The organism is Nocardia sp. A7, assembly GCF_046549215.1.
GTDB lineage: Bacteria > Actinomycetota > Actinomycetes > Mycobacteriales > Mycobacteriaceae > Nocardia.
This window is the reverse complement of sequence record NZ_JAJPWE010000002.1, coordinates 1,011,241-1,033,008: the sequence shown is the minus strand read 5'-3', so window position 1 is coordinate 1,033,008 and position 21,768 is coordinate 1,011,241. Positions and strand designations below refer to the sequence as shown.

At 65.9% G+C, this 21,768-nt stretch carries 20 protein-coding genes and 1 tRNA gene; all 21 read right to left on the bottom strand.

All coding sequences use genetic code 11. The features are described 5' to 3' along the window. Positions 1-84: 84 nt before the first annotated feature. A complete protein-coding gene (locus tag ACLJPD_RS16200; protein ID WP_410872963.1) occupies positions 85-2,184 on the bottom strand; it encodes a caspase family protein in 2,100 nt (699 codons plus the stop codon). After that, on the bottom strand, positions 2,181-3,398 hold the full coding sequence (locus ACLJPD_RS16195; RefSeq protein WP_410872962.1) for a CHAT domain-containing protein: 1,218 nt from the start codon (positions 3,396-3,398) through the stop codon (positions 2,181-2,183). Before ACLJPD_RS16195 ends, ACLJPD_RS16200 begins: the two co-directional genes overlap by 4 nt. 1,014 nt (positions 3,399-4,412) lie before the next feature. Then, positions 4,413-5,249, bottom strand: coding sequence for a caspase family protein (locus ACLJPD_RS16190; protein ID WP_410872961.1), 837 nt, complete (start codon positions 5,247-5,249; stop codon positions 4,413-4,415). Then, positions 5,216-7,678: a CHAT domain-containing protein gene (locus tag ACLJPD_RS16185; RefSeq protein ID WP_410872960.1), complete on the bottom strand. Its 2,463-nt coding sequence runs from the start codon at positions 7,676-7,678 to the stop codon at positions 5,216-5,218. Before ACLJPD_RS16185 ends, ACLJPD_RS16190 begins: the two co-directional genes overlap by 34 nt. A 167-nt stretch (positions 7,679-7,845) precedes the next feature. Continuing rightward, positions 7,846-8,259: a hypothetical protein gene (locus tag ACLJPD_RS16180; RefSeq protein WP_410872959.1), complete on the bottom strand. Its 414-nt coding sequence runs from the start codon at positions 8,257-8,259 to the stop codon at positions 7,846-7,848. 999 nt (positions 8,260-9,258) lie between these two features. Next, a tRNA-Leu gene (locus tag ACLJPD_RS16175) sits at positions 9,259-9,343 on the bottom strand. A 187-nt stretch (positions 9,344-9,530) separates the two neighbouring features. Continuing rightward, entirely contained in the window at positions 9,531-10,754 is a 1,224-nt protein-coding gene (locus tag ACLJPD_RS16170) for a cytochrome P450 family protein (RefSeq protein WP_410872957.1), read from the bottom strand. A 147-nt stretch (positions 10,755-10,901) separates the two neighbouring features. Further along, positions 10,902-12,029, bottom strand: coding sequence for an FAD-dependent monooxygenase (locus tag ACLJPD_RS16165; RefSeq protein ID WP_410872955.1), 1,128 nt, complete (start codon positions 12,027-12,029; stop codon positions 10,902-10,904). Between the two features lie 54 nt (positions 12,030-12,083). After that, a complete protein-coding gene (locus ACLJPD_RS16160; RefSeq protein ID WP_410872954.1) occupies positions 12,084-12,482 on the bottom strand; it encodes a RidA family protein in 399 nt (132 codons plus the stop codon). Continuing rightward, complete coding sequence (locus ACLJPD_RS16155) at positions 12,479-12,820, bottom strand: hypothetical protein (protein ID WP_410872953.1); 342 nt, start codon at positions 12,818-12,820, stop codon at positions 12,479-12,481. The genes ACLJPD_RS16160 and ACLJPD_RS16155 overlap by 4 nt, the downstream gene beginning before the upstream one ends. Further along, entirely contained in the window at positions 12,817-13,902 is a 1,086-nt protein-coding gene (locus tag ACLJPD_RS16150) for a Rieske 2Fe-2S domain-containing protein (protein ID WP_410872952.1), read from the bottom strand. The genes ACLJPD_RS16155 and ACLJPD_RS16150 overlap by 4 nt, the downstream gene beginning before the upstream one ends. Position 13,903: 1 nt before the next feature. Then, positions 13,904-14,131: a recombinase-like helix-turn-helix domain-containing protein gene (locus tag ACLJPD_RS16145; protein ID WP_410872951.1), complete on the bottom strand. Its 228-nt coding sequence runs from the start codon at positions 14,129-14,131 to the stop codon at positions 13,904-13,906. After that, entirely contained in the window at positions 14,124-14,714 is a 591-nt protein-coding gene (locus ACLJPD_RS16140; RefSeq protein WP_410872950.1) for an alpha/beta fold hydrolase, read from the bottom strand. The genes ACLJPD_RS16145 and ACLJPD_RS16140 overlap by 8 nt, the downstream gene beginning before the upstream one ends. A gap of 4 nt (positions 14,715-14,718) precedes the next feature. Further along, positions 14,719-16,395 carry a thiamine pyrophosphate-binding protein gene (locus ACLJPD_RS16135; RefSeq protein ID WP_410872949.1) on the bottom strand — a complete coding sequence of 559 codons (1,677 nt, stop codon included), beginning with the start codon at positions 16,393-16,395 and terminating at the stop codon, positions 14,719-14,721. Positions 16,396-16,450: 55 nt separating this feature from the next. Beyond that, positions 16,451-17,239: an SDR family oxidoreductase gene (locus ACLJPD_RS16130; RefSeq protein WP_410872947.1), complete on the bottom strand. Its 789-nt coding sequence runs from the start codon at positions 17,237-17,239 to the stop codon at positions 16,451-16,453. A gap of 53 nt (positions 17,240-17,292) precedes the next feature. After that, positions 17,293-18,033, bottom strand: coding sequence for an SDR family oxidoreductase (locus ACLJPD_RS16125; protein ID WP_410872946.1), 741 nt, complete (start codon positions 18,031-18,033; stop codon positions 17,293-17,295). Next, positions 18,030-18,851: an alpha/beta fold hydrolase gene (locus ACLJPD_RS16120; protein ID WP_410872945.1), complete on the bottom strand. Its 822-nt coding sequence runs from the start codon at positions 18,849-18,851 to the stop codon at positions 18,030-18,032. Before ACLJPD_RS16120 ends, ACLJPD_RS16125 begins: the two co-directional genes overlap by 4 nt. Before the next feature lie 18 nt (positions 18,852-18,869). After that, the gene (locus ACLJPD_RS16115) at positions 18,870-19,832 is read right to left on the bottom strand and encodes a VOC family protein (protein ID WP_410872944.1); all 963 of its coding nucleotides are present in this window, start codon (positions 19,830-19,832) and stop codon (positions 18,870-18,872) included. A 28-nt stretch (positions 19,833-19,860) separates the two neighbouring features. Continuing rightward, positions 19,861-20,814 (bottom strand): PDR/VanB family oxidoreductase, encoded by a 954-nt coding sequence (locus tag ACLJPD_RS16110; RefSeq protein ID WP_410872943.1) that lies wholly within the window; start codon positions 20,812-20,814, stop codon positions 19,861-19,863. Positions 20,815-20,851: 37 nt separating this feature from the next. Continuing rightward, the gene (locus ACLJPD_RS16105; protein ID WP_410872942.1) at positions 20,852-21,370 is read right to left on the bottom strand and encodes a cupin domain-containing protein; all 519 of its coding nucleotides are present in this window, start codon (positions 21,368-21,370) and stop codon (positions 20,852-20,854) included. 44 nt (positions 21,371-21,414) lie between these two features. Then, entirely contained in the window at positions 21,415-21,756 is a 342-nt protein-coding gene (locus ACLJPD_RS16100; protein WP_410872941.1) for a RidA family protein, read from the bottom strand. Between the last annotated feature and the right edge of the window lie 12 nt (positions 21,757-21,768).

The window sequence follows — 21,768 nt, the reverse complement described above, 5'->3', positions numbered from 1 at the left end:
CCACTACACACCAACTGTCCCAACGGATCTCGATCACGATCGGTTGATCAGGACCTGTCGACTCGGGTGCACTTCGGTCCGCATTCATCTGGGGTCGAGGAGGTCTGCGGTGGCGCGCAGAAATGCAGCCACGGCGAGGGTCCGGGCATCGCCGTCGGTCGCGGCCAAGCCAGATCCGGGCACCGGGATTCGGTCAGCCGCGACCGGGAGATCTCCGACCGTCTTGATCAGAAACTTCCTGTCGTAAAGGTTTGGCGCACCGTGGATCTCCGGGGTCTGCCGGGAACCGAACCCGGCGAGGATGCGGTCCAGGTATTCGCGGTTGGTGAGGGATCCAGCGGACGCGACGACGAGGGGCGCCGCCCTTGCGGTGAAATCGCCGTGACCGGCCGTTTCGAAAGCGAGTTCGGAAGCGCGACAGGCGCTGAACAGCAGTTCTTTATCCAGTCGTTCTACCGCCCGGGACGCATGGCCACGTAGTTTCCGATACTTTGCCCGGGTGTCGTTGTCGAGCGCCACATAGCGTGGGCGTGTGTCCGGCGGTGTGTCGTCCTGGGCACCACCGATCTCCGCAGCGGTGAAGCCACGGTGGGCGGAACCGGAGTGGCAGGAGTCGAAGATCAGAGTGAGGACGACTCCGTCGGGCAGCAGGTCCCAGACCCGTCCGAGGTCGTCGTCAATGAGCAGTTCCCCGTCACGGAAGTTCACCGGGCACAGTGCCTCGTCCCGGTCGTCGCCGAGATCGCCACCGAGGCTCTCGTCGTGGTCCAGGTCGTCGACGTTCGTGCCGTGTCCGGCATACTGCACGATCAGCTCGTCCCCGGCGGTGGCGCCGGAGACGAGTTCCACCAGCGCACGCAGGATCCCGTCCCGGTCGGCCCGCGCGTCGTGCAGTTCTGCGACGTCGAATCCGACGCCGCGGAACGCGGCGGCCCAATCGCGGGCGTCGGCGACGCATCCGGCGAGGCGGTCCTCGGTGTTCGGATACCGGTCGACCCCAATGCACAGCGCCTTCCGGGTCGCCCTGTTCGACCATAGCGGCGCCGCTACCGATGCTGTATGGAGGACGGAGGATTCCGCTGCACGCTGCGTGCCGCGCGGCGCCGGGAAGGAGACGATGTCGTCGCGGTCGAGAACGCGGCGGGCCACGCTGTCCATGGTGGTGGTGTCGTCGTCGAAAGCCCCGTGGCTGAGTGCGGTGCTGGAGTCGCGAGGGCCCGCGTTAACTGACGACCACACCGCTGTGACCGAGTTCGACGCACCGGAGAACAGGTTGTCGAGCCGGCGGTCGGCATGGACGGATTGCTGTAGGCCGAGGATCGGCGCGCCGATCTCTGGCTCGAACGACGCGCTGACCAGGTAGAGCAACGACTTGCCATAGATGTCGCCGCACGTGTCGTTGAGTTCGGCCTGCTGGTTCATAGTGAACATCGTCAGATGGCGGACGCGCTCGTCCTCGAGAGCTGGCAGCACGTTCCGTGCGAACAGGTCAGCGCGCACGGCCGGGGCCAGGAACGAGATGGTGTCGACGTGATCGACGCCCGCATCGAGCAGCGTCGGCAGCAGATGGGCGTGGAGGATGGAGCCGGCACTGTGCCCGACCAAGTGCACGGTGACGGCCCCGGGGTGAGCCGTGATGTACGTGCCGAGGACGTCGGCGAAAAATTGCCCTCCCCCGCCGTCTGCGCACGCGGCCTCGGCATCGTCTTTCATCGCATCCCACAGGCGTTTGCCTTGGCCGACCCGAGCGACTGTTTCGAGGACTCGATCCCTGGCGTCGCCGAGCCAGCCGCGGGTGCTCGGGCTGAGCCAGCCGGCAAGAGCATCGGAGAGCGCCTCGAGAAGTCCGGTCTCCCAGATGAAGTGAATGGGGTAGGCGCCGTTATCGAGCCACCAGCGGACCTGGCGGTGCGCGATTCGCAGGCCGTTCGCCTCGGCGATAAGCCCCCCGTGAGCGTAAAGCACCAGCGGGACGGGGCGCGTACCGTTCTTTGCTACGAATGCCGGCAGGTACTCGTCGAATATCGCGGCAACATCTTCGGCGGTGGTGAAGAACTCGCCTTCGCCGACCGGCGTCTCAGCGAGGCGTCCGTCGCGGAGGTTGATGACGTGGGGGCGCAGTGCTTCCAACTCATCGCGAGTCAAACCGGAGCTTGCTCGCGCGGATGAGACGGGGTGTGTCATGGTTCATCCTCTCGATCGTCGGCGGCGCTGGTGTCGAAATCGACCGTGGCCAGCGGATGTGTGTACAGCGTGTAGGCGAGCCAGGAAGCATTGCCCTGGCCTCGGACCGTGGCGCGCGCGGCGGCCAGGGCCTGCGCCACGGTGCGATGTCCGCGCAACTCGGCGTAGAAGGCCCGCACAAAGTCGGTAGCCGCGTCGTCCTCGATGCGCCACAGACAGCCGAGGACCGCGCCGGCACCACCGGCAATCAGAGCCGGTGCGAATGCCTCGACACCGGTCCGGGCGTTGCGGCCGACACTGCAGGCGTTGAGGACAACAATGGGACAAGAGTCGGGTGGGCCGGACGGGCCGGACTGTGATCCTGCCGCGGACGGACGGGCATAGTCCTCAGCGAGGCGGTCCGCGTGGTAGACGGTGGCCTCGGACGGGTTGTTGTCGTCGAAGTCTGCGAGAAGCAAGCGCTGGGTGAGGATCCCGTCCCGCAACTCGACATCACCGTGCCCGCCGAAGTGGAGCAGATCGATGGTTCGGGTGCGAAGCTGCCGCCCGAGTTCGTCTGCGTTGCCGGGAATAATCTCGTCAGCCTCGAGGATGTCGGTAAGAAAGTCCCGTTCGAGCTCGAGATGCGGCAGCCGGTAACCGGTGTTGCGGTAGTTCGGGCAGAGGAATCGTCGATGTCCGCGACGCAGCGTGAGCGCGATCGGGTGGGCTCCGTCGCAGAGCCATCGGGTCATGCCCTTCTCCGCGAGGAACCGCGGTCGAGGCCCGCCACCATCGTCCACCTCGACGGCGACAAGCTCCCACGGGATGTCGGATTCGGTGGTGACCACAGCGAGTCCGTCCAGTCGACTCCAGTTTGCCCTGAGGTCGGTGCGCAGCGCACCTGGCAGGAAGTCGGCGGCCAGCTCGAGGCCGTACTGGGCGAGATCCGCATCGAATGCCCGGCGACGTGCGGCCACGGTGGGTTGCACCTCGTGCCGGACCCACAATGCCTCGACGTTGTCGTAGAGACTGGCCAGGTACCCGGCCTTGTCCGGGCGAGCGCGGGTCGCGTACGACCGCCGCTGCCCGGACGGCAACTTCAGTTCGAAGGTCAGGGTCGACTCGCCGGCCACTACGTCCTCGTCGACCGCGAGGACGGGGCACGTCCCGCAGTCGCGGGTCGAGCCGCTCGACGGCGGCTGTGCCGGTGACCAGCGAGGTGACGTCGGCAACAGGATCCGTGGTGACGGTCACGTCCAGTCGCAGGGTGGCCAGCGGGAAGGTCTCGGTCTGGAAGACTGCGAGCAGCGCGACGGCGTCGCCAGGTTCAGCGCCGATCACGTGGAAGGTGCCGGTGGCGGTCTGCCCGGCTGCGGGACAGGCTATGTCGAGGCGATCCGGGGTGCCAGGCACCACACGTAGATTCCGGCGCCGCAGCTTGATGTGAACCATGCGCTGAGGGTCGATCCGGATCGCGTCTTGTGCGTTGCGATGCCCCGTGATGTCGGTGAGTCCCTCACGGGCGAGTCTGACTGTAAGGGCCACCGCCACGCCGACCTGTAGCACGAGCGGCAGGTCCGCCGCGATGAACGCGTCCACGACGTCACGGCTGTTGATACGTTCGAGGGCAACTCCCTCTTCTGGGAATTCCGGGGCAGCCATGGGCGGGAGGGCAGCTCGGGGGCCTCCATCGTCGGATGCGGCGAGCTCCGTAGGCAGATACCACACCACGAGCAAGCGCAGCGGACTTGCGGTGGGCAATTCGATCGCAAGTTCGAGTTCGGTACCTCGATCGTTAATGGAGTCCGACTCCCGGGTTCGAGCGAGAAGCCGGTCCGTGCCCCCCTCCATACCCCCTTCGTTCGCGACGGCGACCATTTCGCTGCCCTCGACCCTCACTCGGAGCAGCAGGTCCGCAGCGGCGCGGCGCGTGCGTCGGGTGAGCACCAGGCGGACCGCGTGGGTGCAGTGAGCGCGGATGCCGGGCAGTAGTAGCCGGAGCGGCTCAGGGCCGAGGGTCTCCGTATGTACGCGCCAACCCGGCGCGTACATACCCGAGATTCGTGCATCGTTCCGGTCCGGCATCTGCCACTCCAGGAAGTCCGGGGCGAACGACCCCTCTACCCTAGTTATAATCATCCCATGGCGGAGCCGGCACGCGCTAATTTGCCCATATCGCAGACTTGCCCAGAAACTTTGGAATTTTCCAGCGCTTTGGACTAGGCGTCGACCAGGGTACGCCTGCGTTAGTCGGCCAGTGGTTGACTGAGAACAAGACCGCTGAAATCGTTGCCGTAGGAGAAAATGTCCGGCCTCTGTTCGTACTGTTGTTCGGCGAGCTTTTTTCTAACCCCGGCGAGGAGAGTGTTGTGATTGCCTTTGAATCGCCCGTTGTCCCAGACGTCAAGAAATGCCGCAGTGAACGCTCCGTTGTTTGTTCCATCCATTGATTCTTGGTCATCTCTACATCCGGAAAGCAAAATCACTCCTGCGCCGGTTGTAAATTCGACCTTCGGATTCGGCATCGACGGCCATTCGTCTGCCCGCTTGTCGTAATCAGCCTTGTGCGCTTTGTACTCTGCTTCGGTTGTCGCTAAGGGCGCCCGCTTGCTGCCGGGACGCGTCCCGAATTCGGCATCACGTTTTTCAGCGTGGCCTCGGGTAACCGAGCCACTGTGGCAACTGTCGGAGAGTACGAGGACCCGAACACCTACCGCGAACTTGCTCAGGATTCCGTAGATTTGATCGTCGACGAGTTGTCTGTCGTACAGCATCCAGGTTTCGTCGAGTTTATCCGACTCTTCGCCGGTTTTGTCGGGGACCTGACCCCCATGCCCGGAGTACGTGAGGAAGTAATAGTCACCAGACTTGAGATCCATTGTGGCCTTCTCGATCTCGGCGTAGACGTTCTTGATTGTGGCATCTTTCGTCCGTATGACTTCTGCCTCGAAGTTTCGAGCGGAAGCGACGTCTTGCATAGAATAAGCGTCGGCTTCGCATGCCTGGAGTTTGCCGGTCCAGCCGCCGTATGAGTCCGCGTCGACCGCGTTTAGTCCGATATGAAGCGATCGTCGTGTTGCCATGAGATCTCCTTATCTGGTGGGGTTTGAGCGAAGGCCGAGCCGTAGATCGTCATACAGCACCAGTCCTGCACCGGGAATTCCTGTGATTGCAGCGCCAGCAGTTGCGCCGCTCGCAGGGCGTGGATCGGGTGTAGACCGGCGCTGCGTTGCCGGTGGTAGGCCCCGGCAAGGAACGCCGAGGCCTGGTCTCCGATTGGAGCGGTACTGACGACCAGTGCCCGGATACCGGAGGTGAGTAGTGCGCCGGGCAGCGCGAGTGCTTCGTCACCGAGGAGGTCTTGTGCCCCGATACTGTTGGGGCGCCATCCGATCGAGCAGGCGCTGGCGAACATCTCCGCGGGGGCGATGTCGATGTCCAGTAGCGCTGCGGCGTCGACACGACCGTCAGCGACGATGAAGCAGCAACTCAACGGGTCGTCGATCGCAACACGGCCGTGAGAAATCAGGTGGATGCCAGAAATATCTTGTCGCTGCAAAATTTCCAACAGGGCGGTGCTCGTCGCGCTCGCACCCGCCAAGGTCGCACCGATCCTGGCGGAACCGAAGGTTTCTGCGATCGCGTCGCGTTCGTTGACGCCGGCGGGAAGCGCCAGCGACGGAATGGCCGGTGCGGGCGGACCGAACAGCCCAAGGAGCCCAATCGGTGAAACGACGAAGTCGAGATACTGCAGGCAATCCAGGTTGGGGGTCACTGCCACAGCGACCCGCTCAACGAAACGGGCGCCTTCGTGGTTGCAGCGCATCAATGCCCACGGAATCAGGTGCAGCTGACGATGTGCCGCGATAACGACAGCGCTCGCATTACCGGCTCGCTCGATCAGATGCGCAGGGACGAACTGATCGAGCCTCAATCCCAGCATGTCCGGATCGAACCACTCACGGACAGGCCTAGAGTCAGCCAAGTTCGATGTATAGGTGTCCAAAGCTGAGACAATTTCGGGGGCCAGCGTGGCGGAGCCCAACTCCAGTCCGGCGCCGTCGACGAGGACCGTGACGATCCGCTCTCTACAGCGGTACACCGCGATCGCTGCAGTGCCGCTGTCACCGCACCTGCGCTGTAGCGCGGCGACATCGAGTGTGGTGGCGTCTGTCATGGCCGTCCACGCCGGATCGTAGAGAAGCGACTTATTTCGCGACGCCTGGCGCTCCTGGCGCAGCTGAGCGCGTTGCTGGAAATCTGTTGTATCCAACCCACTGTTCTCGATATCTCGACGATCCATCCGTGCGAGCTGCTCATCGAGGTGATCTTGTTCAGCCCTAAGCTCAGCCCGTATCCGGTTGCCCTGCTGCTCGAGTGGCTTCGGCACGATCGCTCCATCGTCCCGTCGAGGGCGCGCTAGGATCGCCCGCAACCGGCTGGCCTTCACGCTGTCGCCGACCCGTAAGATGTCTGCGGCGTGATCGTTGTCGGCGAGGTAGGCGATCGCCTCGTCGGCGATAGGGATGATCTCGCGCATCGAGGTGCTGTCATGGGGGTGGTCCAGAGCCGCACGACGCGGTTCGAGTTTTGCCCTTACAGCGGCGAGGTAGCAGGCCGCAGCCTCTTCCACCTTGTCCTCTGCTTTGGCTATCCGCGCACGCAGAAGATGCAGATCACCGACGAGATCGGCCGTGATGGATTCCGACAGGGACTCGGCATAACCGCTGGCTTCCCGCACTTGCCCCGCTCCTATCGCGGCGAAGCCAGCGACCAGGGCGGCGTGGGGCAGGACAGAGCTCCAGTGTTCTGTACCGCTGAGGTAGTCGATAACTCGTCTGGCGCTGCCGAAGTTCTCGCTCTCGATCAGGCACGCCGCCGCGTTCACGACCAGAGCCCACCCGTGCGAACCGTATGGCTGCCAAAGCGATTGGTACAACGCTACTGCGGTTACCAGGTCATCCGCTCGTCCTGCGACGTCGGCTTGGAGTTGACGGATCCACAGCACGAGGTCTTCAGTGTTGGCGATCGCCTTGATTACCAACACCGGCGTCATCACGCCTGCAGCGAGCCGATCGACGGCCGTATCCATCACCGGTTGCCCCAATGGTGGGATCGGGTCGAGGCCTAGAGCACCTTCGGCCTGAGCAAGCAGCTCACCGGCTTGCTCATGATCACCGAGTTCGAGCAACGCGGCAGCGCGGTAGCCCAGATGACGAATGCGTGCCGACCGGCGGGACTTCCCCTCTCCTTCTCCATCAACTATCGACAGTGCCAGGTCGGTCGCGCGCAGCAGATCGGCGTAGCCGGAGAATCCCAAGGCCAGACCGTCGAAGTGCAGTCGCACGCCCAGATCGGCCTGATCGTATTCCGACAGGGAAGATCCGTAGTCCACAAAGGTGGCACTGACCGCGAGAAATACATCGTTCGACCACGGTCGAGGAATCGAATTGCGCCTCAAGGCCGCCCCGAGCACTAACGGCGCACCAGCGGCGCCGTGCGCGTATGCCATCCGGATGACCTGGTCCCATGCCCCCGCGCAGGTATCGACGTCAGGTCCCTCTTCGGTTCTGACCGCTACCTCGACAGCGCTCTGAATCCCCGGGAAAGACACAGGTGACCATTCGGCATCGCTCACAGCGACTAGCTCCCATCGACGCCGCGTGGGCACCTTGGCGTCTAGCCGCGGCGCCAAGCTCCCATTGCGACGTCGTAGTCCTTCTTCGTTTTGGATACTTGGGTCTGCAGAAACCCCGTGACCCCTCCGGCGACTACGCCGGCAACCGCCACGACGATCTCCTGCAACTGTTCCGCCGTCGAGTCTCCGCCCGCCAATCTCCAGAGGCTCACGACAACCGTCGCGACCGCAGCTATCGCCAAAATCGCTACCAAAGACTGGAACACGACCCAGAACGTGTACTGGGTCCGCACCATCAATCCCAGCTGAGCGCGCTGCTCCGCCGACAGTTTCGGTTTGGTGACGCCCCTGCCTCCAGGCCGCGCAAAAGCAGCATCGACCATATCGTCGAAGTCCTGCTCCCGAGGATCGGGATCGGGGTCAGGCGTATCAGGAACTTGCGGAGTCGGTGACATCTCTCACTCCTCTTCTCTTACGACAATGAGAGCACGTTAAACCGTCCACGCAAAGGCTCCCGAGAGTTTGTTTGCAGTGTCGCGACCGAGTCCGGCGTCGTCGAGGATCGTGGCTACGGCGTGGTGGAAGCTAGACGACTGCTCCCCATGAGTGACCGAATCCCTCTACGTCGGGCCGGTCACTCATCGAGAGCAGAACAACCAGACGTGACAGGCACCCTGGGACGACGACCTGGTGTCGCCAGCGCCCTGCTACTTCGAGGAATCTCACGTGTGCGGGTGCGACGGGGAGGAACCCGACTTCGACCCAGGGTAGTCCCGGGCTCACGCTCGTTCCTGTAGGGAAGAACAACCGGGCCCGCCAGGCCACACAGTCCCTCGGCCTCACCCCACGCATGTGGGGTCGACGGGGTGCGCAGCTCGATGTGGCGACGCCAACGCGGCTCACCCCACGCATGTGGGGAGGACACTTTCTGACCAGCACTTTCGCAGCGAGATACCTAGATTCTCATTCACTTCGATCAGCGCCAATACTCTGAAATCTGGGCCAACTCCGCAACTATCTTCCAACTCTTACTCGTGGCACCGCTGAGTTTTGTCAAGGAAAATGAGACGCGCGAAATTCGTCGATTGAATAAGTGGTGACTTAGTGGGGTGTAAATGGGTCAGGCCGGGTCATGAAGACTTCTTCGGAACCCGGCCTGACCTGTGCCGATCCTGTCACTGTCGCAGGTTGGACCAGACAGACACAGGCCGAGCGACAGGTCGCGGCGAACAGGCTCGCGACCTTGGAGCAAACTGTCGGTCACCATCCGCGGCTGACCCGTCGAGACATTCGGGAGCTGGTCGAGGGTCTCGGCGGGATGCTCGCGGCCCTGCATCGAGCTGAACCTGACGATAAGAATGTGGTCTACCGCCAACTCGGGCTCAAACTCACCTATAGAGACAAAACACGGGTGGTAATCGCCGAAGCGACCCCACCCGTGGGCGTACTGGTTGTGTCCGGAGGGGGACTTGAACCCCCACGCCCTAATACGGGCACTAGCACCTCAAGCTAGCGCGTCTGCCATTCCGCCACCCGGACTTGCTGGTGTGCCAAAAGATTATCCGACGCGTCGTCGGAAACCAAATCGCCAGGCTGACCTGCAGTTTGTTCGGTTCTGTGCAGTGTCAGCCGATTCGTAACGTGCGTGCTCGAGCATGTCGTGACGGCCGTCCGCGCGCCGAGGCCACGGCGACGTCCTGGTTCGGGGAGGCGGCGAATTCGAACGCTAGTCGGCGTGCAGATACACCGGGACAGTTGCGTGCCCGTTGGAGATGAAGCTCGGCACCGGCGCCAACTCGGCCTGACTCGTGGCCAGCCTCATCTGGGGGAACCGGTCGAACAGTGCGGGCAGCGCGACGGCCACTTCCAGCCGGGCCAGCGATGCGCCGATGCAGTGGTGGGCCCCGTGGCCGAAGGCGAGGTGCTGCTCGCGGGTGGCACGGGTGGGGTCGAACACGTCGGTATCGGCGCCGTGCACTTTCGGGTCACGGCTGGCGCCTGCGTAGGAGGCCAGGATCGCCTCGCCCTTGCCGATTCGATACCCCCCGGCGATGTCGATCTCCTCGACCGCGTACCGCAGCGGCAGGTGTGCCACCGGCGCCTGGAAGCGCAGCGTCTCCTCGACCACGTCCGCCCACGACACCTGCCCAGCGGCGACCGCGGCACGCTGTTCAGGATGGGTGAGAAGGGCGACGATCGCCTGGTCGAGCAGATTGACCGTGGTCTCGTGGCCGGCGTTGATGACGAGCATCAAGGTGTCGACGAGCTCCTTCTCGGACAGCTGAGAGTCGTCCTCATCGCGCGTGGCGATCAGCACGCTGGTGACGTCGTCCCCAGGATGCGCACGACGGTAGGCGACGAGTTCGCCAGCCAATCCGTACATTTCGAGGTAGTTGGCCTGTGCCTGCTCGGCCGTGAACGAGCCGTCGAAGAAGCCGTTCACGCACTTGTGCAGCGCCGACCCCAGTCCTTCCGGCACACCGACCAGTTCGGTGATGACCCGGATCGGAACCGGGTACGCGAAGCCGTCACGCAGATCGACCGGCTCGTCGGCAGGGGTGGCCGCCAGTGCCTCGAGCAGGTTCTCGGTGATCTCGGCGATCCGAGGACGCAGCGCGGCACTGCGGCGATGACTGAAAGCCGGCGAGACCAGTCTGCGCAGCCTGCGGTGATCGGCGCCGTAGGCGGTGAACATGCTGTCCACCGCCACCCAGGGCAACAACGGCCACGCCTCGGTGATCTCGCCGTTGATGAACGACGTCCAGTGCTGTCCGGGATCCTTCGACACCCGAGGGTCGGCGAGCAGGCTCCGGAGCACGGCCTGATCGGTGACCGACCAGGCGAGCACGCCGCCGGGCAGCTCGACCAGCGCCACCGGGCCACGCTGCCGAATGCGTGCCGACTCACCTTGGATGTCGGCACCGGTCGGATCCAGCACGATCGGTTTCATGGCAGTCTCCTCAGCACCAGGATCCGCGGCCGTGATCGCCAGTGCCACAACCAGTTTCGCCCGCGTGGTGGGAAACATACCCTGGCGCCGGGCCCTCTCGGGCCGAATAGGGGCTCGGACGGCGCAGAGCTGAGTCGTTCCGTGGTGTCAGACCCCGGCCAGCGGCGTGTTCCAGGCGTCGTACTCGTACACCCAGTCACCGTTGCCCGCAGCTTTGAGCCATTCGTTCGACCGGGAGCCGTGCTGGATCCGTGCGGCCCGGTCCATCCGGGTATTCGCGTATCCGGCCAGGGCATCGGCCGCGTCGGCGTAGCTGTCGGATCCGAGGCAGCGCGCCAGCACCACCGCGTCCTCGATCGCCTGACCTGCCCCCTGCGCCATGAACGGCATCATCGGATGGCACGCGTCCCCGAGCAGCGCTACCGGGCCTTCGGTCCACGACGGCAGCGGATCACGCACGTACAGAGCGGATTTCAGTACGTCGTCGCACGCGTCGAGCAAGGCGCGCGCCTCCGGATGGAAGTCGCGGTACAACTCGCGCAGTTCGTCGACGCTGCCGGGGGTCGTCCACGACTCCTCGGTCCACTCGTGCTGCGCGCACGTGGCGAAGATGAAGATATCCTTGCCCTGGCTCAGCGGGAACGTGACGATCTGCGTCGCGGCGTCGGGTCCCCACCATTTGGTGAAACTGTCCAGATTCGGCACCGCGGCGACCGCCGAAGCCGGGATCACCGCGCGGAACGCCACGACACCGGTGAACGTGGGGTGTTCCTGGCCGAACAACGCGGTGCGCACGACCGAATGGATACCGTCGGCACCGATGATCACGTCGGCCCGATGCGTCCCGCCGTCGGCGAAATGGATCATCCCGTCGCCGACGTCGACGACCTGCCTGCCCAACGAGACGTTTTCCGCCGGCAGGGCCGCCTCGAGGGTGGACATGAGGTCACCGCGGTGCAGGGTGAGCTGCGGTGACCCGTAGCGTGCCTCCGCGGACGAGCCCATTTCGAGCCGCGAGGTCTCCGCGCCCGTATCCCAGGTCCGGCTGATCCTGAACTGTGGGCGGGCAGCCGAATCCCGCAGCGCTGCACCCAGACCGAGCCCATCGAGGGCCCGGACGGCATTCGGCGTCAGGTTGATATCGGCGCCGACCCGGGCGAATCGGCGGGTCCGCTCGAAAACCTGCGCGTCGATACCGATCTTTCGGAGCGCGAGGGCAGCGGTGAGACCGCCGATACCCGCCCCACAAACGGCCACACTCAGTGCCTTGCTCATGATCTCTTTCCTCAACTTTTCGAAAGTGCCGATCCGATGCGGACCAGCGGTGAATCAGGTGCGACTGTGTGATCCGACGACCCCCTGGGCCTCGATCTCCACTTTCAGGCCGGGCTCGACGAGTGCCGACACCTCGATGAGCGTCGAGCACGGGAAGTCGCCGGCGAACACCTCGGATCGCGCCCTGCCGACCAGCGCGCGATCGGCGATATCGGTCAGATAGACGCGCAAGACCAGGATGTCGTCCACGGTGGCCCCGCACGCCTCGGTGAGCGCCCGTACCCGCCGAAATGCCTCTCGAGCCTGCGCGTACGCGTCGGCGCCGCCCACGGGTCCGTCGGGCCCGCCGGCGTGCATCCCGGACAGGAAGAACTGATCGCCGTGGACCCTGGCGTTGCTGAACATGCCCGGCCGCGGCGCTTCCGGAACCGTCTGCGCCGCAACCCTGGTCATGCGCTGCGCCGCTCGCCGGATTCGCGGGTCAGCCGCTCGCGGACCGGCACGAAATCGTAGGTCGGGTAGAAGTCGGTGTGGAACACACCCCACGCCCGCCGTTCCAGCTCTACGTTGACGGCGGCGAGCGATGCCGCCGGTAGCCGCAGCGTCACGATCTGTCCCACGCCCATCGCGACGACCCAGGAGACCACCTCGCAGCCGGCCGGCGGGAAGTGCTGCCACCAGCCGGCGTCGTCGAGCCTGCTCTGAAGCTGTTCCAGGTTCTGCGACTGATCATGCCGCAGGAACACGGTCAGCATCATGCTGTCGGCAGGGTCCGCTTTGGTCGCGCTCATACCGGTTCGCCCGCCAGGATCGCCGCCTGCTTCTTCGCGTCCGCCCGGTAGATGCGACGGATCCGCGAGACACCCAGATCGTGCTGATACAGGTGTTCCTCGTGATCGGCGTCGGCGGCCAGCGCCTCGAGCACCTCGCGGTCCTGTTCGAGTACCTCCCAGTGCCGGGCCTCGAGCCGGGTGCGGTACAGGAAGCGCCACACTTCACGCTCCCAGCCTGCTACTCGGCGGGTGCGCCAGTGGAAGATCGCGGAGTTGCCCGCGTCGATCGGCGTGGCCATGCCGACGATGCCGAAAACGCCGCCGGGGCCGGCGGTCGGGCCGTAGGGGATCTCCAGGTCGACGTAGTCCATGGATCCGCGCACGTACTCGACCCAGTCGAAATTCACGCCGACCTGATCGGTCTTCTCGAAGAAGAAGCCGCGATCGGTCTCCCGGATCCGGAAGCGGGCCGACGTGTCACCGCCGAACATCGAATGCGAATCGCGGTGCAGGAACGCACCGTGCATGGGATCGAGGACATTGTCCATATAGAAACGCCAGGGTCCGGCCCACTCCGCGAAGTTCGGAAACCAGGAGACTGCCTCGTCGGTGAGCCGGTCGGGCAGGACGAACGGCGTCGGCTCGGAATCCTTGGTCAGCGGAACGAAGGCGAAGATGGTGTCGGCGGCCTCGACGACCCGCAACGACACCGTCGCCTGTTTACCTTCGAGCGCACAGCCGGGCATACCGGGCACGGAGACGACGGTGCCCGTGCCGTCCACTTGGACGCCGTGATACTTGCAGGCGAGCCGGTCGCCGAGGTGCTGACCGACCGACAGCGGAGCGCTGCGATGCGGGCAGCGGTCCTCGAGCATATGGACGGTGCCGCGCGGGTCTCGGAACAGCACCCAGTCGACCGACAGACGGGTGACCTTCTTGGACTCGCCGGGCTTCACCATGCGCGAGGGCAGAATCGGATACCACCGGTCGCGCAGCCCGTCAGCGGCGATATCGGCCGCGGTCATCTCTCTACGGACGCCGACCGCGCGTTTCTTCGGACCGCCGGTCGCGGTCGGGACAGATGTGGTCACGGTGCTCATCTCAGTCTCCCAGTCGTCGCATCTCGGCGCGGAAATTGTCCTCGTTCCAGTCCTGCCCGTCGGGGGCGTGCAGCCCCAGATCGTTCAGTCCCGCGATCAGTCCGGGCAGATCGTGGACGCCCCTGCCGAAGATCTCCATGATCGAACCGGACAGCTTGATCTCGTAGGGGCTGATCGGTTCGGGGTGTGTCTGTTCGGGTTCGAGGTAGTGCGCGGCTTTCTCAGGCATTGGCTTTCTCCTGTCGTTCCGATGCCATGGCATCGAGACCTTCGGCGATGATGGTGAACGCGGTGACCCATTCGTTGAACGAGCCGGCACGTTCGCGGTGAGCTGGGATCGTGGCGCCGTCGATGACGACGAACACACCGTTGTCGATCCCACCGGCGATGCTCTGTGCGCGGGCGATGTCGGTGTGCTCATCGGGGACCGAGGCGATCACCAGGCTCGGGGCGGTCACGCGCGCCAGGAGTTCGCCGTAGCCGGGAATGTCCGGCTCGACCTCCGGATCGCCGAGCACGAGGCTGGTGACCAGCGCGGGGCGGCAGGCGGCGAAAGCGATGGCGCCGTATGCCGTGGCGCCCGTGGCCAGCAGGTGCACGCGGTCGTGGCCGAGGGCTGTCACGGCGGACGCGACCTCGTTCACCCAGGCGTCGACGGACTCCGGGTCGGCCGGATCCAGCGCGCGGCACAGGTGGGCGATCGCGCCGAGCGCCGCGACCTGATCGGCGAACCAGCGCGCCGGCTCCGGGCCGGCATGGAGGCACACCAGCGCGTGCGTGGGAGTGTCGTCGTCCCATTCGTCGGCGGTCACCGGATCAGCCCTCTCGAACCGGGATGTGCACGGGCGGGGTGAACGGGCCGGGCGGCGGTTCGACCGCCGCGACATCGACCTCGACGATCGCCGGACCGCGCAGACCCACCGCGTCCGCGAACGCCCGCTCGAAACGTCCGGGGCCCTGCACCAGGGTGTAGGGAATATCGAGCGCGGCCGCGAGCAGATCGAACCGAGGCGTGAACAGGTCGACACCGGATCGGTCGAAACCGTTGGCCTGCTGCATATTTCGCAGTACGCCGTACCCGCCGTCGTTGAAGATCACCACGACGCACCAGGCGCCGCTGCCTGCGAGCGAGGCGAGTTCGCCGAGGTGCACGGCGAGACCGCCGTCGCCGACGATCACGGCGGTCGGTACCTCGGGCCGGCCGAGCGCGGCGCCGATCCCCATGGCAAGCCCCTGACCGATACCACCGCCGAGGGGGAAAATGTTGGTCTCGCGTTCGTAGAAGGGCAGCAATCGGTTGCCCCACTGGCTGGACGGGATGGTCACATCGCGCGCCACCACGGATTCGCGCGGCAGTACCGACCGCATCCCTTCGCAGATCTCGGCGTAGCCACCGATATAGTCCGTGAGCGCGGCACGGACCGCCACCCTGGTGCCGGTGACCCGATCAGCCCAGCCCGGGTCCACCGATGTGTTCGTCAGGCCGTCGTTGATCGCGGCGAGGGTGGTCGCGGCGTCCCCTACGATGCCGACCTTCGCCGGATAGACACGGCCGATGGCCGCCGGATCCACATCGATCTGGATCTGCGTAACAGGTAACCGCAGGTGGTAGCTCTTGGTCTCGTTGGAGCGGAAGTGGGTACCGATCGACAGCAACAGATCGGCATCCGCGAGTAGCGGCGCGACCTCCGGCGCCGTCGCGAAGTTCCCGATCACCAGCGCATCGTCCTCGGGCACGATCGCCCGCCCGGAATTGCTGGTCAGCAGGCCCGCCCCGAGGGTGTGCAGCAGGGCGGCCAGTTCGTCTTTCGCGCCAGCCGCGCCCCCGCCCACCCAGAGCAGGGGACGTTCGGCCGCCGACAGCAACGCGACGGCCTCGGCGATCGCGTCGCTGTCCGGTACCGGCGCGTGGAGAGCCGGCGGCTCGTACTCACGCTGATCGGCCGGGCGCGCCAGATACTGCAGGTCCGATGGCCATTCGACACTGGCAGGACCCTGCGGAACGGCCAGGATATGGGCGATAGCGGTTTCCAGGTCCGCTTCGACGTCCTGCGCGCGTTCGACGGTCGCCGCATAGCGGGAGACGGCATCGAGCATCTGCAGTTGTTTGGGCACCTCGTGGATGACGCCCCGCGTCGACCCGCCGGAGCCGAGGTACTCGCTCTCGATCTGACCGGTCACGTGCAGCACCCTGCTGCCCGCGGTCAGTGCTTCGAGCATGGAGCCCGCGGCGTTGCCCGCGCCGGTCCCCGTGCTGGTGATCGCGACACCGATCTTTCCGGTCGCGCGGGCGTAACCGTCGGCGGCGTTGACCGCCGCCGCCTCGTGGCGCACCGCTACGAACTTCAACTCTCGCGCCACCGCTTCGACCAGGGGCAGATTGTGGATGCTGATTACGCCGAACGCGGTGTCGATGCCGTGCCTGCGCATGACAGCGACGAGCACATCGCCCCCGGTAGGCCCCTTCGAGCCGGGGCTGTCGGTGGTCGTCATGGTGTGTCCTCCGGAGAGATCTGGGAACGGCGGATACGCCGGGCCGGGCTGATGGTCAGATGTAGCGGCCGACGCCGCCGCCGACGTCGATGCTGGTGCCGGTGGTGTAGCCGCTCAGTGGCGAGAGCAGGGTGACGACAGGGAACGCGACCTCCTCGGCGGTGCCGAACCGGCCGAGCGCTATTCCGCGGTCGGCGGCGATTTCCGCGCTCCACGCGTCGTAGTCGACGGCGGTCCCCGAGTCCTCGAAGCGGCGGCGCCACTGGCCGGTGTCGACGAGCCCGAGCAGCACCGAGTTCACCCTGGTTCCGTCCGCGGCGAGGTCCTCGGCCATCGAGTGGGTGAGGTTGAGCAGGGCCGCACGCGCGGCCGAGGTGACGGCCAGGCGGGGCTCCGGCTGACGCGCCAGGATCGCGTTGACGGTGACGACGGAGCCGCGGTCCGCGGCCGCGAGCGGTCCGCGGGCCGCGCGCACCAGATTCCAGGCGCCGAAGATCTTCAGGTCGAACTCCGCGCGGATCTGCTCGTCGGTGGTCTGCGACAGCGGCGCCATGAGCGAGCGTCCGGCATTGCACACCAGTCCTTCGATACCGCCGAAGTGCCCGGTCACGGCGCCGACGAAGGATTCGACCTCGTCGCGGTCGGTGACATCGCAGGCGGCGAGGTAGATCTTGGTGGGATCGACCCCGTCGATCGAGTCGATCGCGGCGCGTAGTCGATCCAGGTCGCGCGCGCAGGCGGCGATCCGGGCGCCCTCGGCGAGCAGCATCCGTGTCGTCGCGAGTCCTACACCGGAGCTCGCGCCGGTGACGATCACGGTGCGGTCGGTGAGTTGCAGATCCATCGAAGGTCGGTCTCCTTGTGCGGGAAGGTTTTCCGGATAGCCGGGGACAACGGTCAGTTCATGACGAATCCGCCGTCGACCACCAGGGTCTGACCGGTCAGATAGCTCGCCGCGTCCGAGAGCAGGAACTGCACCGTGCCCGCGACATCGCCGGGGGTCTGTTCGCGAGCCAGCACCTGGTTGTCGGCGTAGAGCTGATATCTCGACGCCGGCACCGTGGCCGTCGCCTCCACCCGGGTCAAGCCGGGTGCGACGGCATTGACCCGCAGCCCGTGTGGGCCACCGTCTCGCGCCATCGTGCGGGTCATCGCCATGACCGCGCCCTTGGAGCCGACGTAGTGCACCAGGCGCGGCGAGCCGTACAGGGCGGCGTCGGAGGCGATGTTCACGATGGCGCCGTTGCCACCGCGGACCAACTGGGTGAAGAGGTGCTTGCTGACCAGCCAGGTCCCGAACGCGTTGACGGTCATCACCTTCTGGAACAACCCCTCATCGAGTTCCCAGAAGGCGTCACCGCCCACACCGTCAGCGAGCGCCGCGTTGTTGACCAGCGCGTCCGCGCCACCCATAGCCTCCACCCTGCTCGCGAGGGCCACCACCGAATCGCGATCGGCGATATCGGTGACCACCGAGGTGACGTCGTACCCCTTGTCCCGCAGCGACTTCTGGGCACCTTCGGCCAGCTCGGCACGCATCTCCGCGATGACGATCCGATCGCCCGCGGCGGCCAGCTGTTCGGCGATCGCGAAACCCAGTCCACGGCCCGCGCCGGTGACCACGATCAGTCTGCTCATCGGTCCAGTTCCTTCCAGAGCCGCAGGATGTGCGCGGCAGTCTCGGTCGGCTTCTCCTGTATTGCCGCATGGCCGGCACCCAGGATCAGCCCGAAGCGCGCCCCGGGAATCGCGTCGGCGAGCAACCGGGATTCGTCGACGCCCGTGACGATGTCGTCCGCTCCGACCAGCACCAGCGTGGGTGCCGCCACGGCGGCCAAACTCGGCCCGGTGTCGGTGCTGGCCATGAATTCGGCGGCAGCGGTGTAGCCGGACAGCCGGACTCGGGCCATCTCCGATTCCACAGCGCGCGCGATCTCGTCGTCACAGTCGGGCGAGACCAGCCGTCGCGCCCTGGCCGCCGCGAACGCCGGGCCGCCGAGCTCGCGCAGTTCACCGATTCGCGCCCGCATGCCCTGCGCCCGATCCGTGTTCACGCCCGAGCCGCGGGTGCTGTCGGCCAGCACGAGCGAACGGACCGACGCCGGATTCGCGGCGGCAACCGCGGTCGCGATCACCCCGCCCCACGACGTGCCGATCAGATGGATCGGCTCGCCACCGAGCTCGGTGATCAGTTCCGCTACCACGGCGGCGTGGTCGTAGCGCTCGGCAGGTCCGTCCGCACCCGGCGCCGGATCGGCGGACCGCCCGTATCCCGGCGCGTCCCAGCAGTAGGTGCGATAGCCACGCGCGCTCAGCACCTCGGCCAGCGGACCGCACGCCGAGGCGCTTCCACCGATGCCGTGCAGGAGCAGCACCGGAGCACCCGCGCCACGAATCTCGAGCGAGATCCCGCGCGCCGAAACCCACCGGGCGGTCGGCTCGGCCGTGCCGGTCACCGCTGCACCCTCCACATATCACTGTCCCCCGTAGAAGTAGTCGTCGATGCCCGGGGTGACCCGGCCGCGGTGCCCGAGATCGGGGACTCCGGCCATCGCCGCCCGGACCGTGCTCGTCGGCGGACCCGCCGTCCCCCACTGGTCGGAGAGTTCGGGGGTGCGCTTCCAAGTCCGGCACAGCCATCGGTCTTCGTCGATCTGGGCCACCTCGGAGGTGTACTCGCACACCAGCCCGGCCGGATCGGTGAAGTAGGAGAAGGTGTTGTCGCCCGGTCCGTGCCTGCCGGGACCCCACTGCGGGTCGATACCGCTGCGCTTGAGGCTGCCGAGCCCACGCATGAAATGGTCGAGGCTCTCCATCTCGTAGGCCACGTGGTTGATGGACGGGAAGTCGGCTTGGTTGAGGGCGATGACGTGGTGGTCGGAATTGCACCGCAGGAAGGTCATCTGGTGTTCGGACCAGTCCGAGATCCGCATACCGAGCACCTGTGTGTAGAAGTCCGCGGTGCGATCGATATCGCTGGTGTTGAGCACGATATGCGCGAGTTTGCGCGGAATCGCGCGGCGACCTGCCGGTTCCTGCGCCGAGACGGCAAACGTATCAGCGGACAGTTCGAGGCAGCGTCCCTCGGGATCGATGAGTTGCAGGCCGTAGCCGCCACCCGCGTCGTCGAGCCGACCGGGCTCGCGCAGCAGGGGGATTCCGAGCTTCTGCAGTGCGCCTGCCGCGTCGTCGACCTCGCGCGGAGTCCCGACCGCGAACGAGATCCGGTCCAATGCGTTGCCGGTACCGGCGCGCAGTTGCAGGACGTGGTGCTCGCTGCCGGTGGCACGTAGCCAGAAGGTGTCACCGTCTTCGTCGACGGTGCTCAAACCCCAGGCCTCGTGGTAGAAGTCGCGCGAGCGGGCGGGGTCGGGCACCGTGACCGATACCGACCGCAACGCCCGGAGAGTACAGACCGGTGTTCCAGAGAATCGCATGATCGACCTTTCTGTCGAGGGTGGCCGGCTACAGGTCGAGGACGAGTTCGGCGGAGCGGCAGCGGGAAACGCAGACGAACATGGTGCTGCCCGTCTGTTGTTCCTCCGGCGAGAGCAGGAAGTCACGGTGCTCGACGTCGCCCTTGACGACGCCGACCTCGCAGGTCCCGCAGATTCCCTCCGTACACGAGCTCTCCACCGGCACACCGGCGTTCTGCAGTGCGTTCAGGACCGAGACATCCGGGGCGACCGGGATCCGCCGACCGCTCTCGGCGAGGACCACGTCGAAGGCGGTGTCCGCGCCGGTGGTGATCGGTTCGGGTGCCTTGAATCGTTCGATACGCAACTGCCCGGGATCGGCCAGTGCGTCGGAGCAGGCGGTCATCAACGACTCGGGGCCGCAGCAGTAGGCGACCGCATCGCCGTCGATATCCCCGAGCAGCCCGGCGATGTCGGGGTATCGACCCGCTGCCGTGTCGTCCGCGTGGATCGTCACGCGGTCGGCGGGCAGGGAGTCGATCTCGTCGAGAAACGCCATCGTCGACCGGGATCGTCCGGTGTAGAGCAGCGTCCAGTTCGCGTCCTCGCGGTGCAGATTCCGCACCATCGACAGAATCGGGGTGATACCGATTCCGCCCGCGACCAGGATGTGGCGGGGCGCGGTGTCGAGCGCGAAGTTCTGGCGAGGGCCCTCGACCTCGAGGAGCCCGCCGACCGGCAAGAGGTCGTGGATATAGGTGCTGCCGCCGCGCGAATCCGATTTGCGCAGCACCGCCACAGTCCACCGGGACCGGTCGGCGGGATCCGAGCAGAGTGAGTACTCCCGAACGAGCCCGTTCGGGAGGTGCAGCGCGAGGTGCGCACCTGGTTCCCAGGCCGACAGCTCGGCACCGGACGGGTCGGTCAGCGTCACGCTGATGACACCGTCGGCTTCCCAGGTCTTCTGCTGGACGCGAAGCGTCCGCCTCATCGGCTCGTCCATCGGGTGCCCTCCTCGTACGTCTTCTTCCGGTACTCGATCAGCGAGTGACGCCGAACATTTCGGAGCTGGGCGGGTAGGTGGGCAGTTGCGGCTTGGGGGTGCCGATGATGACGCAGAACAGCGCGTCGGCGTCGGAGACGTTCGCGAGGCTGCGCGGCACCCCGGCGGGTACGCGGATCAGATCGCGGTAGCCGAGGGTGCGCACCGCCTTCTTCGTCCCGTCCTCGACATCGTGGACGGCGACCTCGATTTCGCCTTCGAGAACGTAGAAGACCTCTTCGACGTCGTGGTGGGTGTGCTCGGGGCCGACCGCACCCGCGGGCAGACGCATATTGGAGAAGGTGAAGTGATCGGCCTTGATGATGTTGTTGTCGGTGTCGTGGTTGCCGGTGGCACCGGAGCCGATGTAGCGGATCTGTGCCCGCTTGAACCGGTCACCGCCCTGGGCCGCCTGGAACCCGAGCGTGTCCCAGTCCTCGTAGCGGGTGTCGGCGGCGGCGATGCAGGAGTCGATCAGGGCGTCGAGGTCGACGCCGGTCTTTTCGGTGCTGGACATGATGTGTGCCTTCCTCTATGGGTGAACCGTGTTGTGCGGGTGCGCTACCCGCGGTGGGCGATGGCCTCGATCTCGACCGTCGCGCCGTAGGGCAGCGCGGCGACCTCGACGAACGACCTGGCCGGACGCGGTTCGGCGAATACCGCCTCGTAGTGCCGGTTCGCCTCGTCGCGCAGGGCGACGTCGGTGACGAAATAGGTGGTCTTCACGACGTTCTCGAGCGTCATATCGATGGTCGAGAGTCGTTCGCTCAGCCGGGCCATCGCGGCTTCGAGAGCCGCCCGGGGACCGGGGACCGCGATACCGTCCGCGTCGACCGACAGTGCGCCGGAGACGAATCCGAAGCCCGCGACACCGAAGGCCGGGCTGTAGGGATGAGCGCTCATGGTGCTCCCTTC

Excerpts from the sequence above, each read along its gene's own strand:
- ACLJPD_RS16125 (WP_410872946.1), bottom strand. The coding sequence starts at position 18,033 with ATGAGCAGACTGATCGTGGTCACCGGCGCGGGCCGTGGACTGGGTTTC.
- ACLJPD_RS16115 (WP_410872944.1), bottom strand. The coding sequence starts at position 19,832 with ATGCGATTCTCTGGAACACCGGTCTGTACTCTCCGGGCGTTGCGGTCG.
- ACLJPD_RS16155 (WP_410872953.1), bottom strand. The coding sequence starts at position 12,820 with ATGAGCGCGACCAAAGCGGACCCTGCCGACAGCATGATGCTGACCGTG.
- ACLJPD_RS16145 (WP_410872951.1), bottom strand. The coding sequence starts at position 14,131 with ATGCCTGAGAAAGCCGCGCACTACCTCGAACCCGAACAGACACACCCC.
- ACLJPD_RS16185 (WP_410872960.1), bottom strand. The coding sequence starts at position 7,678 with ATGGCATACGCGCACGGCGCCGCTGGTGCGCCGTTAGTGCTCGGGGCG.
- ACLJPD_RS16200 (WP_410872963.1), bottom strand. The coding sequence starts at position 2,184 with ATGACACACCCCGTCTCATCCGCGCGAGCAAGCTCCGGTTTGACTCGC.
- ACLJPD_RS16135 (WP_410872949.1), bottom strand. The coding sequence starts at position 16,395 with ATGACGACCACCGACAGCCCCGGCTCGAAGGGGCCTACCGGGGGCGAT.
- ACLJPD_RS16180 (WP_410872959.1), bottom strand. The coding sequence starts at position 8,259 with ATGTCACCGACTCCGCAAGTTCCTGATACGCCTGACCCCGATCCCGAT.
- ACLJPD_RS16165 (WP_410872955.1), bottom strand. The coding sequence starts at position 12,029 with ATGAGCAAGGCACTGAGTGTGGCCGTTTGTGGGGCGGGTATCGGCGGT.
- ACLJPD_RS16190 (WP_410872961.1), bottom strand. The coding sequence starts at position 5,249 with ATGGCAACACGACGATCGCTTCATATCGGACTAAACGCGGTCGACGCG.
- ACLJPD_RS16105 (WP_410872942.1), bottom strand. The coding sequence starts at position 21,370 with ATGTCCAGCACCGAAAAGACCGGCGTCGACCTCGACGCCCTGATCGAC.
- ACLJPD_RS16130 (WP_410872947.1), bottom strand. The coding sequence starts at position 17,239 with ATGGATCTGCAACTCACCGACCGCACCGTGATCGTCACCGGCGCGAGC.
- ACLJPD_RS16100 (WP_410872941.1), bottom strand. The coding sequence starts at position 21,756 with ATGAGCGCTCATCCCTACAGCCCGGCCTTCGGTGTCGCGGGCTTCGGA.
- ACLJPD_RS16110 (WP_410872943.1), bottom strand. The coding sequence starts at position 20,814 with ATGGACGAGCCGATGAGGCGGACGCTTCGCGTCCAGCAGAAGACCTGG.
- ACLJPD_RS16160 (WP_410872954.1), bottom strand. The coding sequence starts at position 12,482 with ATGACCAGGGTTGCGGCGCAGACGGTTCCGGAAGCGCCGCGGCCGGGC.
- ACLJPD_RS16170 (WP_410872957.1), bottom strand. The coding sequence starts at position 10,754 with ATGAAACCGATCGTGCTGGATCCGACCGGTGCCGACATCCAAGGTGAG.
- ACLJPD_RS16150 (WP_410872952.1), bottom strand. The coding sequence starts at position 13,902 with ATGAGCACCGTGACCACATCTGTCCCGACCGCGACCGGCGGTCCGAAG.